The organism is Rhodococcus sp. 3258, assembly GCF_031456475.1.
GTDB classification, from domain to species: domain Bacteria; phylum Actinomycetota; class Actinomycetes; order Mycobacteriales; family Mycobacteriaceae; genus Rhodococcoides; species Rhodococcoides fascians.
On the sequence record NZ_JAVDUT010000001.1, the window covers coordinates 382,338 to 395,263 of the forward strand.

Consider the following 12,926-nt stretch of genomic DNA (forward strand, 5'->3'; position numbering starts at 1 on the left):
GTCGGCCGCGGCCGAAGAACATCCACCGAAGGTCTGCTCCGTCCCCGCCGATCGGCGGGAGTTTCGATCGATATGGCCGTCGGTCGGCGCACACGCGCGCCCACCAATCGCGTCTCGCACGCTCGGCGACCGTTGGCCAGGCTTCGAATCAGGGTGATTCGAACCGTCGCTGCACGGACTCGGACGGGTTAGCTTCGGTAACGATGCTCGATTCGTGGTGGACGTCGGTCTGCCCAACAGTGAGGACAGTCGCACCGCATGGCGCTCAACAACGGAACTCTGATCCACCTGGTCGCACGAGAGGGAAAGCAGGACGAGGTCGCCGCGATCCTGGGCGAAGCACTCGGATCGGTGGCGCGGGATCCGCAGACCGCGACGTGGTACGCGTATCGAATCACCAACACCGAGTTCGGAATCTTCGGTTCGTCCGAAAGCAAGGCGCCCCTCGGCCAGGACGGCCATCCGGTGCTCACCCGACTGTCCGACGATCTGCTCGCGCACGCGCCGTCGGTGCAGTCGTTCGACGTGCTCGCCGCCAAGGTCTGATGTCGACCGACCTGCGATGAGCAGCAGGTTCACCCCAGTACTCCGACCCGCTGATCGAAAGAGCCGAACATGAACGCAGGGCCCGACACCGCACGCAAGCAGCTGGTACTGAGTGCTTTCGACATGGCGTGCGTGGTGCACCAGAACCCCGGCATGTGGACCGACGCCGATGATCAGACCCACCGCTACACCGATATCGAGTACTGGGTGGAATTAGCGCAGACGCTGGAAGCGGCGGGTTTCGACATCCTCTTCCTGGCCGACGTCCTGGGGTTCTACGACGTGTACGGCGGCAACCGAGACGCCGCACTGCGTACCGCTGCACAGGCACCCGTAGCCGATCCGCTGTTGACGATCTCGGCCATGGCCGCGGCGACGAAGACGCTGAGTTACGGTGCGACGGTCTCGTCCACCTACGAGCTGCCGTACAAGTTCGCCAAGACCATGACGACACTCGATCACCTCACCAAAGGCCGTGTGGCGTGGAACGTCGTGACGTCCTACCAGCAGAGCGCAGCAGTCAATCTCGGCCTGACGCAGCAGATCTCGCACGACGAACGGTACGAGATCGCCGACGAGTTCATGGAGGTCTGCTACAAGCTGTGGGAGGGCTCGTGGGAAGAGGACGCGGTGGTGCGCGACCGCGCTCGTGGCGTCTACACCGAGCCGTCCAAGGTGCACGACATCGACCATGCCGGTAAGTACTTCACCGTTCCCGGTGCGCATCTGGGCGAACCGTCCCCGCAACGCACGCCGTTCCTGTTCCAGGCCGGGGCGTCGGCCCGGGGGCGCAAATTCGCCGCCAAGCACGCCGAAGCGGTCTTCCTCGTCGGAGTCAACCCCCACGACGTTCGCCCCATCGTCGACCAGTACCGCATGTTGGCCGCCGAGCAGGGACGCGATCCGCGAAGCCTGAAGATCATCATGATGCTGACCCCCATCGTCGCCGAGACCGACGAGGCCGCGCACGAAAAACTGCTGCAGGTTCAGAAGCACGCCCAGGTCGACGCCGCTCTGGCATTGTGGGGCGGATGGACCGGAGTCGATCTCTCGGGAGCCGACCCCGACAAGCCGTTGGACCAGTTCCGAGGCGACGGCATCCGTGCGTTCAGCGACATGCTCACTCGGGTCGACAGCGAATTGGTATGGACACCACGCAAACTGGCGGAGTGGCTGTGCGTGGGCGGCATGAGCGCGAGCATCGTGGGCTCACCGAAGACGATCGTCGATCACTTCGAGGAGTGGATCGAGATCGCCGATGTCGATGGCTTCAACATCGCTCGCGTCACCAACTTCGAAACGTTTCGCGACTTCGGAGAATTGATCACCCCCGAACTCCGTCGCCGTGGATTGATTCCCGACACCAACCGCACCGAACCCACCTCCCTGCGTGAACTGGTGCTGGGGCAGCCCCGTCTGCGCGACGACCATCCCGGCGCGGCCTTTCGGCCCGCCGCGACGACGGGTCCCCGTCCGGCCCCGCCGACGACCATTCGCGTCGCACCCCGCAATGTCGGACTCCTGGTCACCCTCACCGCCAAACCCGACACGGCAGACGCCCTGGAAAACTGGCTCACCGAGATGCACGCCCACGCACTCGACGAGCCGGGCACCACAACCTGGTATGCAATCAAGTTGAGCGAGAACACGTTCGCGATCTACGACACGTTCCCCGACGAGGACGGACGCCAAGACCACCTGCACGGCAGCATCGTGAAGTCGCTCCGCGAACGCCAGCAGGAGCTTCTGGCCGAGCCCCCGACCATCCGTCAGGTGGACCTGCTCGCAGTCAAATCCTTGCTCACTGCCTGACCCAGCGGGATCTCGGACACCGATGGCATTGTCACACTGCCATCGGTGTCATCCCGAGGATCATCAGCACCGAACCGATTGTCGCTCCCCTTCTCGCCTGCGGGCGGTCCGAGATGGCCACGAGAGTGGTTGCTGCAAGCCAACACACGAGTACGATCGCCGGCCCCCAAGGCAGTTGCGTACTGCTCGCTGCGTGGTGGTGACCCAGTGACGAAACCCCCGAGGTGCCCGAGCTCGGCATCGCCAGCAGCAGCGCGCCCATGGCGGTGAGGTCGACGGTGCACAGTCGTCTGGCTCGACTGCCGTTGGTACACCCCACCATGTGGAACGCCTGGCCCAGTAATCCGAGGGCGGCGATCAGGTAGATCCACTGCGGCACATGGGTCACCACCATGACCACCATCAGGACGGCCATGGAGCCGTGCGCGATCGTCATCGAACGTGACATCGCGCGCTGCGTCACCAGAGGGAGAAATGCGCCGACAGCGCCGGCGGCCATCAGCGCGTCGGCGGCGCTCACTGGGCCAGCTCGCCGGGTTCGTGCTCGATCGCCCGAGAAGCCTCGGTCGATCGTGAACGGCGAGTGGAGATACCCCGCAGCAGACCTGCGACGAAGAATCCCACAACGATGAGCAGCAGGATCGCAGCGATCGTGGACGAACCTCCGATGAGCAGAGTGAAGTTGTCGAGGACGAGCCCGAGAACGACGAGGAGCCCGAGGGTTCCGAGCACGGGGGCGATCTTCGTGTGCCACGTCCGCGAGTCGACTCGGGTTCGGGCGAAGAACGTGTAGATCGCAACTCCGGTGAGGACCATCAGCACCAGAATGCTCACTGTCGCCAATCCGGACATCCAGGTGAACAGCTGAAGTATCGGGTCTGCGCCCGCCAATGCGAACACTCCGACCACCAGAACGGCCGAGAGAGTCTGGAAGATCGAGCCCACATGTGGCGATCCGTGTCGGGCATGTGTCCGCGCCAGTGCTTTCGGCGCTGCGCCTCGTCTTGCCAGCGCGAAGACGTACCGTGAGATCGCGTTGTGGAAGGCGAGTAGTGCTGCGAAAAGGCTTGTCACGAGCATTATTTGGATGATGTCCGACCACGTCGCTCCGAGGAACTGTGCGGCCGCGGCAAAGGTGAGACCCGCCGGATCCGCGGCGGCCGCGTCGGCGACCGAGTTGCTACCGAATGCCAGCACGACCGCCCAACTCGACACCGCGTACACGGCTCCGATGACGATGACCGCGGCGTACGTCGCGATCGGCACCGTCCGCTTGGGGTCCTTGGCCTCCTCGCCGTAGATCGCGGTCGCCTCGAATCCGATGAACGACGCGATCGCGAACATCAGCGCGATTCCAGGAGATCCGGACAGGAACGCGTCCGGCGTGAACGACTGGACGTCGATACCGTCGGCACCGCCCTGAGCGAACACCGCCACCGACAACGCCAGCACGATACCGATTTCCAGTACCAGCAGAACACCGAGAACCTTCGCGCCCAGATCGATGCTTCGGTAGCCGAGCACCGAGACGGTGCCGATGAGCACCAGCGCCCACAGCCACCACGGTAGGTCCGGGCCGCCGTAGGAAACGACGAGTCCCTGCAACGTGGACGCCGCCAGTCCGTAGATTCCCGCTTGTATTGCGGTGTACGTCAGCAATGCGAGTCCCGCCGCTCCGAGTCCGACGTTTTCGCCCAGACCCTTTCCGACGTATGCGTAGAACGCGCCGGTGTCGGTCATGTGGCTGCTCATTGCCGCGTACCCCACGCTGAACACCAGCAGCACCACTGCCGCGACGATGTATGCCATGGGCGCACCCGCGCCGTTGCCCGTCGCGATCATGATGGGCAGTGCACCGCCGATCGCGGTGAGCGGAGCCGCGGCTGCGATCACGAGGAAGACGATGCCGACAACGCCGATCGAGCCCTTCAGCTTTCCGTCTCGTGTGTCAGACATGGGAGCTTCCGTTCGTAGAATGGCACGGGGTGCTCGACGGCGCACAGTGTGCCGAGGTCGAGGCGGGGACGTCGAGCGTCGGATTCCGGTCGAAAAAGCCGACCGGCTTGAGTTTGAAGCCGGTGTAGTCGACCGGCATGATCGGCCAGTCCTCCGGTCTCGGGAAGTGGGTCAAGCCGAACGTGTGCCATACGACAATGTCCTTGCCCTCGATGTCCCGGTTATCGGCCACGTAACTGGGCAGCCCTGCTCCGCCGGAATGCTGATTCACGAAGTCTCCCGACGCGTAGCGCTCGGCCGCGTCGAACTGCGTGACCCACAGGTGTTTGGTGGCGAAGGTGGCACGTTTGGCGATGGACGAATTGTCGTCGGCGAGCAGCAATGGCTGACCTTCCGGATGCAACACGTATGCGACAGGCTTACCGAGTCGGTTGAGTGAATCCGGGTTACTGATGTGCCATACACGTCCCGTGGATCCGTTCGCGCAGCGAGCGGCCTCGGCCTCGGTCGTCAGTGGAGTCGTGGACAGAGCAAAAGCGTTGCCGTGCGGGTTGTCCGGGCCCATCGGGACGCGTCTGGTCTCGACTTCCTCCACCGAGTTGACGGCACCGTCGACCATCATGTCCAGCCGCGCGCTGAACAGGTGCTGATGGCACGGAGCGCCGAGACCCGGGGCGATCTGCGAGGAGTACGGGTAGTCGTCTCCGAGATGACCGGAGGTGAACACGACACCGGTTGCCTTCACCTCGAATTCGATGGTGCCGTCGAGGTACAGGTACCAGAAGAAGCCGTAATCGTAGTTGCCGATGGTGGTGAAGAACGAAATGACCAGTCTACGTTGACGTCTCGTCTCATTCGAACCGGCCCACAGGTCGGTGTGCTTCCACAGGATGCCGAAGTCCTCTTCGTGCATGCAGACCGCGTTTCTCAACGTCTGCGGATTACCCAGCTCGTCTGCGATGACGACGTCGAAGTACGTGATGTCGCCGACGCAGTCACACCCGAGCTCCAAGGCATTGGCGTACCTGCCGACGAGGTACTCACCAGTATCGAAATAGTTCTGCCAGGAGCGGACCGGTGATGGATCACCGTACGGAACAACCATTTCCGCGATCGATGCGCGGTGAATGATCGGCCTGGTCGCCCCTTTGTCGTCGAAGCCGATCTGATGCAACACCAGGCCCTCTCGGGCGTCGAAACCGACGCGAAGGCTCCACTTCTCCCACTCGACGAGATTGCCGGTGACCTCGAAACTCGGCCCCTCAGGCTGGGTGATCTCGATCGGCTTCTGCGTCGTGCGCATCGGACCGGTGACCTCGGGATCGGTGAAGTTGCCCGACTCCTCGGGGATCGGCACCACTCCGGTGTCGAGCACCTTTTCGACCGTCTTGTTCATGACGTCGACGAACCCGACCAGGCCATCGATGGGATGCGCCCATGCGTGATCCGTCGGGTAATCCTGGCGAAATGCCAAGCCTCGCAGGATCCTTCGCCCTTCCTCGCCGGGGTAGTCGAAGACGCCGGCCGACAACGGTGCCACTCGGACGTGGTCGACATCGAGACCACGGCGCTCGAGCGCAGCCAACCATTCGGGATCGGTTCGCAGCGTTTCTTCGACGAGTCCGAATTCCTCGTCGAGTACCGGCATCTGGCCGTCACGGATTGCGTCGAGAGTCACCGACGACACGACCGCTCGCTCGGTGACCGATACGACGACGTCGACGGCGTTCGGCGTGGAGACGTCGTGCAGCAAGGCACGAAAGCGGCGGTCGATACCCGCCGCAGTGGGGTACAGCTCCGACTTGAGCGGCTCCTCCAGACCGACATAGACGAAGCGGGTGTGCTCACCCAGCAGTCCTGCGTCATCGAGGACGGCACGTACGTCCGCGATCTCTTCGGCGGTGGGCAAGGCCAGAGGGTGATCGATTCTTGTGGGAGAAAGAGTCGGCATGAACAGTCCTCGAGTAAGTTGGTTCTACATACGTTGGAAAAAAGATGTGACGGACGCTACACCTGTGGGTAACGGCTGTACAGATCACATTCGAAAGACGATCCGAAAAATTTCTGGCATCGAGCCAGTGAGCGCGGGCGCTAGGAACGCAGCAGCGCGAGGAAGTTGTCGAGCATCGCCAACTGCATCTTCGCAGAACTCTCCGATGGAGTGAGAACACCGAGGAGCTGTACGCCCATCATCATGCCGAGCAACTGCTCGATGACGACCGCGACATCGATGTCGCCGACCTCGCCTGTCGCACGTGCATCCTCGAGGTGACCGGCCATCTGCCCACGCCACAGACTCAATGCACGGCGATTGATCTCGTCCATCCGCTCGTCGTACATCGCCCGCTGAAACAGAGAGATCGCAATACGGGCTTCGAGCAGCGTCTCTTGCGTCGTCGGCATGATCTCCCGACAGAAGATGCGAAGCGCGGCGAGACCTTTGGCGTCACGCATTCGCGCGTCGATCCGGGCGTTCGTAGCCTCGAAGACGAGCTCGAACGAGGTTCTGAGAATCTCGTCCTTGCCTGAGAAGTAGTGACTCAGCGCGCCGTTCGTGTAGCCGGCTTCGGTAGCGATGTCGCGCATGTTCGCGGCGTCGATCCCCTTTGCCGCGATCAGCCGCCACGTGGCCGCAGCGATGGCTCGCCTGCGTTCATCGTGGTCGACCAGCTTGGGCATGAGGCCACGGTAACGGCTCACCGGGCGGGCCCGACGCGCCGGTCGACGGTCGCAAGTCTCGACTCACGCTTTACCTCCTCTCGGTGAACGGTTCGTTGTTCTACGCCCGTTGAAAGAAGATTGCTCCTCCTGCGTTACGAATCCTGGTTGGCGCTGTGAATTTCGCGTTACCGGATCCTCACTGCGAACACACGTTGTGGGGGTCCGAGACCCCCACAACGGCGTGTCTAGTCTGCGAAGGGCGACGGGGTCAGTGTGTATTTGGTCTGCAGATACTCATGGATGCCTTCGGCTCCACCTTCACGTCCGAGACCCGACATCTTCCAGCCACCGAACGGTGCCGCGGCGTTGGACACCACACCAACGTTCAGTCCCATCATTCCGGTCTGCAGACGCTCGATCATGCGCTGGCCGCGACGGAAGTCCTCGGTAAAGACGTACGAGACGAGCCCGTACTCGGTGTCGTTCGCCAGCGAGACTGCCTCGTCGTCGGTATCGAAAGTCGCGATCGCGAGTACCGGACCGAATATCTCCTCATGCAGGATTTCGCTACCCGGGGCAACGTCGGTCAGAACCGTAGGGGCAAAGAAAGTCCCGGGCCGATCGATCGCTGCGCCGCCGGTGGTGACCGTTGCGCCGCGCTGCACGGCGTCGGTGACCAGCTCCTCGGCCTTGGCCACGGCCTTGCCGTCGATGAGCGGACCGATCGTCACCCCGTCCTCGGTACCTCGCCCGACGCCGAAGGCGTCGACTCGTTCGGTGACTCGCCGGGCGAACTCGGTTGCTATCGAACTGTGCACGATGAAACGGTTTGCCGCCGTGCAGGCTTGACCGATGTTGCGGAACTTCGCGGCAATGGCTCCGTCGACGGCCTTGTCCAGATCGGCGTCACCGAACACCACGAACGGGGCGTTACCGCCGAGCTCCATCGAGGTACGGAGAACCCCGGTGGCGGCCTGACGCAGCAGAGCCTGACCGACGGGAGTCGAACCGGTGAACGACAGCTTCCGCAATCTGGGGTCGGCAATGATCGGGCCGGATACCGCCGACGAGGACGAGGTGGTGACCACGTTGACTACGCCGTCGGGCAGGCCTGCCTCCTGCAGAATTTTCACCAGGAGCAGAGTCGTCAACGGAGTGAGCGCAGCCGGTTTGACCACGACAGTGCAGCCCGCAGCCAGAGCAGGGGCAATTTTACGAGTTGCCATGGCCAGGGGGAAGTTCCACGGCGTGATGAGAAAACACGGACCGACGGGATGCTGAGTGACGAACATCCGCCCGGTGTTCTCCGGGTTTGCGCCGTACCGACCCTGGACGTGGGTGGCCTCCTCGCTGAACCACCGCAGGAACTCGCCTCCGTACGCCACCTCTCCCCTGGCCTCGGCCAACGGTTTGCCCATCTCGATGGTCATCAGGAGCGCAAAGTCCTCCTTTCGAGCCTGCACGAGGTCGAAAGCACGTCGCAGAATTTCGGCTCGCTCACGCGCGGGGGTCGACGCCCACGAGTCGGCAGCGGCGACTGCCGCATCGAGCGCAGCCATCCCGTCCTCGGGGGTGGCGTCGGCGATGTCACGAACGACCTCCCCCGTTGCCGGATCATGTACCGCCAGAGTTGTGTTCGAAGACGACCCGCGCCAGTGTCCCCCGATGAACAGTTCGTTCGGGACGGAGTCGAGGAGCTTCTTCTCGAGATCGGTCATACCAGTTCCTTCGGGGTGGAGGCCGTGGTGCGCGGCAGCATGTTTCCGGCGAAGAACGTCGCCAGCTCGTCGGTTGCGCTAAGTGGAAGAACCTGTGCCACATACTGATCGGGCCGGACGACCACGATTGCGCCGTCGCGATCGATTCCGCGCTCGGTGAAGATGTCGGTACTGGGATCGGTCGCGAAGACCTTCTCGTAGTCGACGAGTCCGAAGGGACCCCCGACGGGGAGGTACACGGGATTCACCGCGCCGATATCGACCGAGGCGTGGTCCTGCTGGTAGATCACCTTGACGTCGAAGAAACTGTCGATGTCGGTGCCCTGCGGGGTGAACCGCACGATCGGCGAATCGGGTGATTCGAGGAGCCACGACGACAATTCGGTCAACGCCACGCTGGCCGAGTGAAGGCCGGCGGCGGCCGCGTCAGCGAAAACGTAGATCCGCCAACGTCCGTCTGCACGGTGATGATGACCGAGATGCATCGGATTGGCATCGCATACTCGCACCACCGGTGCCGACTTGAAACGCTTGCCCACCGGAAATCCGGTGGCCAGATTCTGATGGGTGGTATCGCCGACGATCATCGACGGCCGGTACTCGGTCATGAAGCCGGCCGGGAATTCTCCGGTCTTGACGTAGAACTCTTCGAGCTCGGACGGATTGTCGAAGTCCTCCGGGCGCTTCGCCATCATGGCCGACCACTGTTTGTCGAAGTCGATCAGGTTCTGCGCGATGACCTGGCGTTCGGCGGTATAGGTTGCGAGCAGGCTCTCGGGCGCGCGGCCTTCGAGTACGTGCCCGAGTTTCCAGCCGAGGTTGAACCCGTCCTGCATCGACACGTTCATTCCCTGACCCGCTTTGGCGCTGTGGGTGTGGCAGGCATCGCCGGTGATGAAGACATGCGGCATACGCACCCCGACCTCGTCGGCCGGTACATCGTCGAAGCGGTCGGTCACGCGGTGGCCGACCTCGTAGACGCTATGCCACGCAACATTTTTCACATCGAGGGTGTAGGGATGCAAAATCTCGTTGGCCTGCGCGATGATCTGGTCGATGCTGGTCGTGCGCACCTTGCCGTTGTCGTCCTCGGCAACTTCCCCGAGGTCGACGTACATGCGAAACAGGTGACCACCCTCGCGTGGAATGTGCAGGATGCTCCCGCCCGAGCCGGACTGGATGGCGCACTTGAGGCGAATGTCGGGAAAATCGGTGACAGCAAGAACGTCCATCACACCCCAGGCATGGAACGCTTTGTCTCCGACCGGCTTACATCCGATCGTGTCGCGCACGGCGCTGCGTGCACCGTCGGAGCCGACGACGTATTTGGCGTGAACCGTTCGCTTCTGCCCCACCTGATCGCCGCCGGTGTGCTCCAGTGTGACCGTGACCGGGTAGTCGCCATCCCCGATCTCCAGAGTGCAGAATTCGTAGCCGAAATCCGGCTTCATTCGAGTAGGCGACAGAGCCATGACCTCGGCGAAGTAATCCAGGACGCGAGCCTGATTGACGATCAGATGAGGGAATTCACTGATGCCGGTTGCGTCGTCGGGCGTCCGCGCAGTGCGCACGATCTTCGAGGCATCCTCGGGATCGGGCTTCCAGAAGGCCATTTCGGTAATTCGATATGCCTCTGCTGTGATGCGATCCGCAAATCCGAACGCCTGGAAGGTCTCGACACTACGAGCCTGAATCCCGTCGGCCTGTCCTATCGCAAGACGTCCCGTGCGGCGCTCGACGATGCGCGTCGTCACGTCGGGAAACTGGGAAAGCTGTGCGGCGGTCATCATTCCTGCCGGACCGGTGCCGACGATGAGCACATCGACGTACTCCGGAAGCTCGTCCGGCCGGTCGATACCGGTCCCCGATGCTTGCTGGACGCGTGGGTCACCGGATACGTAGCCATGGTGGTGAAATTGCATTGCTGGACCTTCGCCGATTCTCTCGTGTGCTCGAGTGCTGTGTAGCACCGACGGTATTCATTGCGATCTGCGTCACTCATCGTATACGATCTGAGATATGATGCAAGGGTCGCAATCGAGGAGGAACATGAAGACCGAGAGCCACGATGCTGCCGTCATCGAGTCGAACAACTCACTGACCAGGCCCGGGAAGATCGTCGCGGTGCATCTGAGCTATGCATCACGAGCCGATCAGCGCGGTCGCCGCCCGGCTCATCCGTCCTACTTCCTCAAGCCGACAAGCTCTGTGGCGTCGACGGGCGACACGGTCGAGCGGCCGGCAGGCACCGAACTTCTCGCTTTCGAGGGCGAAATCGCCCTGATCATCGGGTCGACAACGCGATGGGTAACGACAGAGAACGCCTGGAACCACGTCTCGGGCATCACGGCCGCCAACGACTTCGGCCTCTACGATCTGCGCGCCAACGACAAGGGATCCAACGTCCGCTCCAAAGGCGGAGACGGGTACACACCCCTGGGACCCGACGTCATCGACGCGCGTTCGGTCGACCCGACTGCACTGCGAATCCGGACGTGGGTCAACGGAACCGTGGCCCAGGACGACACCACGGCCGGCCTCATCTTCACGCTGCCCCAATTGATAGCCGACCTGTCGCAGCACTTCACCCTCGAGCCCGGCGACGTCATCCTCACCGGTACACCCGCCGGCTCGTCGGTCGTCGTTCCCGGCGACGTCGTCGAGGTCGAGGTGAGCACGATCGACGATTCGTCGTCGACCGGCCGGTTGATCACAACGGTCACCCAGGGCGAGAACGAATTCGACCCAGGGCTCGGCTCTCTGCCGGCGGCAGACGATGCGCAGCGCGAGGACGCGTGGGGCTCGGCCGAGGCGGCCGGAATCACCCCGCCTCGAACAGGTTTGAGCCCCCAGCTACGAGACAAACTGACCCGGGTACCGGTGGCGGGTCTGTCGGCCCAGCTTCGTAAGCGGGGACTGAACAACGTGTCGATCGACGGTGTTCGCGCACTGAATACCGGCGACAAGATCGTCGGAACGGCCAGGACACTGCGGTTCGTACCCAACCGCGAAGACCTGTTCGTCTCCCACGGCGGCGGCTACAACGCCCAGAAACGAGCGTTCGACGCCGTGAACGACGGCGAGATCATCGTCATCGAGGCCCGCGGCGAACTCGGCTCCGGCACTCTGGGTGACATCCTCGCCCTACGTGCCCGATCCCGCGGCGCCGTCGGCGTCGTGACCGACGGAGGAGTCCGCGATCGCGACGCCGTAGCCGAGATCGGCCTCCCTGTGTTCGCCGCGACCGCCCACCCCGCAGTGTTGGGCCGCCGCCACGTCCCATGGGATTTCGACCTGACCGTCGCCTGCGGTGGAGCGACGGTACAGCCCGGCGACGTCATCGTCGGCGACAGCGACGGGGTGATCGTGATTCCGCCGGCGTTGGCCGAGGAAGTGGTCGACGAGGCGCTCGCTCAGGAAGAGCAGGACGCGTGGGTTGCCGACCAAGTCGCGGCCGGACATCCACTCGACGGGCTCTTCCCACCGAATGCGGAGTGGAAGAGCAAGTACGAGCAGTGGCGTATGGATCAGGGAGTTTCCCAGTGACACAGAGCAAATCGCAGGCCGCCTACCACTACATCAAGGACCGGATAGCGCGGCAGGAATACACGCCCGGCTACCGCCTCGTACTCGGCTCGATCGCGAAGGATCTCGACATGAGTGTCGTTCCGGTTCGTGAGGCGATCCGACAACTCGAGGCCGAAGGTCTGGTGACGTTCGAGCGGAACGTCGGTGCCCACGTGTCGATGGTGGACGACACCCAATATCGCTACAGCATGCAGAGTTTGAGCATTCTCGAGGGCGCTGCCACTGCCATGGCCGCACGCCGATTGTCGGAGGACGACATTCGGAAAGCCCGTGCCGTGAACGAACGCATGATCGAGTCCCTCGAGCATTTCGATCCGCACCTGTTCACGTCGCTGAACAAGGAGTTCCACCAAATTCTGTTCGCGAAATGCGTGAACCCGCGAATGCTGACACTCGTCGAAGCCGAGTGGGGCCGTCTCGGACACTTGCGCGCATCGACGTTCGCGTTCGTTCCCGGTCGCGCACGTGAATCGGTGCACGAACACGAAAACATCGTGCGGCTCATCGAAATCGGTGCGCCCCTCGGCGAAATCGAGAAGGCGGCTCGACGACACCGATCCGCAACGCTCGACGCTTACCTGGTCCACGAGCACCCCGACGAAACCATCGGCCTACCGGCCTACTGAGTCAGATCAGACAACCGAT

9 protein-coding genes and 1 pseudogene are annotated in these 12,926 nt (G+C 63.0%); 4 read left to right on the forward strand and 6 right to left on the reverse strand.

All coding sequences use genetic code 11. From position 1 onward, the window contains the following. The first annotated feature begins 258 nt into the window (after nucleotides 1–258). Both J2X62_RS01695 and J2X62_RS01700 read left to right on the forward strand, forming a co-directional pair. A complete protein-coding gene (locus J2X62_RS01695) occupies nucleotides 259–546 on the forward strand; it encodes an antibiotic biosynthesis monooxygenase (protein WP_179274124.1) in 288 nt (95 codons plus the stop codon). Between the two features lie 69 nt (nucleotides 547–615). After that, nucleotides 616–2,013: pseudogene (locus J2X62_RS01700) on the forward strand (LLM class flavin-dependent oxidoreductase); the annotation flags it as partial. A 376-nt stretch (nucleotides 2,014–2,389) separates the two neighbouring features. Here J2X62_RS01700 and J2X62_RS01705 read toward each other — a convergent pair. From J2X62_RS01705 to J2X62_RS01730, 6 genes are all read right to left on the reverse strand, one after another. Continuing rightward, nucleotides 2,390–2,878, reverse strand: coding sequence for a hypothetical protein (locus J2X62_RS01705; RefSeq protein ID WP_052053760.1), 489 nt, complete (start codon nucleotides 2,876–2,878; stop codon nucleotides 2,390–2,392). Further along, complete coding sequence (locus J2X62_RS01710; RefSeq protein WP_230074053.1) at nucleotides 2,875–4,314, reverse strand: APC family permease; 1,440 nt, start codon at nucleotides 4,312–4,314, stop codon at nucleotides 2,875–2,877. The genes J2X62_RS01705 and J2X62_RS01710 overlap by 4 nt, the downstream gene beginning before the upstream one ends. Then, on the reverse strand, nucleotides 4,307–6,265 hold the full coding sequence (locus J2X62_RS01715) for a primary-amine oxidase (RefSeq protein WP_094693325.1): 1,959 nt from the start codon (nucleotides 6,263–6,265) through the stop codon (nucleotides 4,307–4,309). The genes J2X62_RS01710 and J2X62_RS01715 overlap by 8 nt, the downstream gene beginning before the upstream one ends. 140 nt (nucleotides 6,266–6,405) lie before the next feature. Continuing rightward, complete coding sequence (locus tag J2X62_RS01720; RefSeq protein ID WP_032393386.1) at nucleotides 6,406–6,993, reverse strand: TetR/AcrR family transcriptional regulator; 588 nt, start codon at nucleotides 6,991–6,993, stop codon at nucleotides 6,406–6,408. Between the two features lie 227 nt (nucleotides 6,994–7,220). Continuing rightward, complete coding sequence (locus tag J2X62_RS01725; protein WP_310176743.1) at nucleotides 7,221–8,693, reverse strand: NAD-dependent succinate-semialdehyde dehydrogenase; 1,473 nt, start codon at nucleotides 8,691–8,693, stop codon at nucleotides 7,221–7,223. After that, nucleotides 8,690–10,615: an FAD-binding monooxygenase gene (locus tag J2X62_RS01730; RefSeq protein WP_094693321.1), complete on the reverse strand. Its 1,926-nt coding sequence runs from the start codon at nucleotides 10,613–10,615 to the stop codon at nucleotides 8,690–8,692. Before J2X62_RS01730 ends, J2X62_RS01725 begins: the two co-directional genes overlap by 4 nt. Nucleotides 10,616–10,742: 127 nt before the next feature. On the opposite strand from J2X62_RS01730, the gene J2X62_RS01735 reads away from it, so the two are divergent. Together J2X62_RS01735 and J2X62_RS01740 are read left to right on the forward strand one after the other, a co-directional pair. Continuing rightward, complete coding sequence (locus tag J2X62_RS01735) at nucleotides 10,743–12,239, forward strand: fumarylacetoacetate hydrolase family protein (protein ID WP_310176748.1); 1,497 nt, start codon at nucleotides 10,743–10,745, stop codon at nucleotides 12,237–12,239. Further along, on the forward strand, nucleotides 12,236–12,907 hold the full coding sequence (locus J2X62_RS01740; protein WP_032385579.1) for a GntR family transcriptional regulator: 672 nt from the start codon (nucleotides 12,236–12,238) through the stop codon (nucleotides 12,905–12,907). The genes J2X62_RS01735 and J2X62_RS01740 overlap by 4 nt, the downstream gene beginning before the upstream one ends. Nucleotides 12,908–12,926 lie beyond the last annotated feature (19 nt).

Coding starts and splice junctions, on each gene's coding strand:
- J2X62_RS01695 (WP_179274124.1), top strand. CDS start 259: ATGGCGCTCAACAACGGAACTCTGATCCACCTGGTCGCACGAGAGGGA.
- J2X62_RS01710 (WP_230074053.1), bottom strand. CDS start 4,314: ATGTCTGACACACGAGACGGAAAGCTGAAGGGCTCGATCGGCGTTGTC.
- J2X62_RS01715 (WP_094693325.1), bottom strand. CDS start 6,265: ATGCCGACTCTTTCTCCCACAAGAATCGATCACCCTCTGGCCTTGCCC.
- J2X62_RS01720 (WP_032393386.1), bottom strand. CDS start 6,993: ATGCCCAAGCTGGTCGACCACGATGAACGCAGGCGAGCCATCGCTGCG.
- J2X62_RS01725 (WP_310176743.1), bottom strand. CDS start 8,693: ATGACCGATCTCGAGAAGAAGCTCCTCGACTCCGTCCCGAACGAACTG.
- J2X62_RS01730 (WP_094693321.1), bottom strand. CDS start 10,615: ATGCAATTTCACCACCATGGCTACGTATCCGGTGACCCACGCGTCCAG.
- J2X62_RS01735 (WP_310176748.1), top strand. CDS start 10,743: ATGAAGACCGAGAGCCACGATGCTGCCGTCATCGAGTCGAACAACTCA.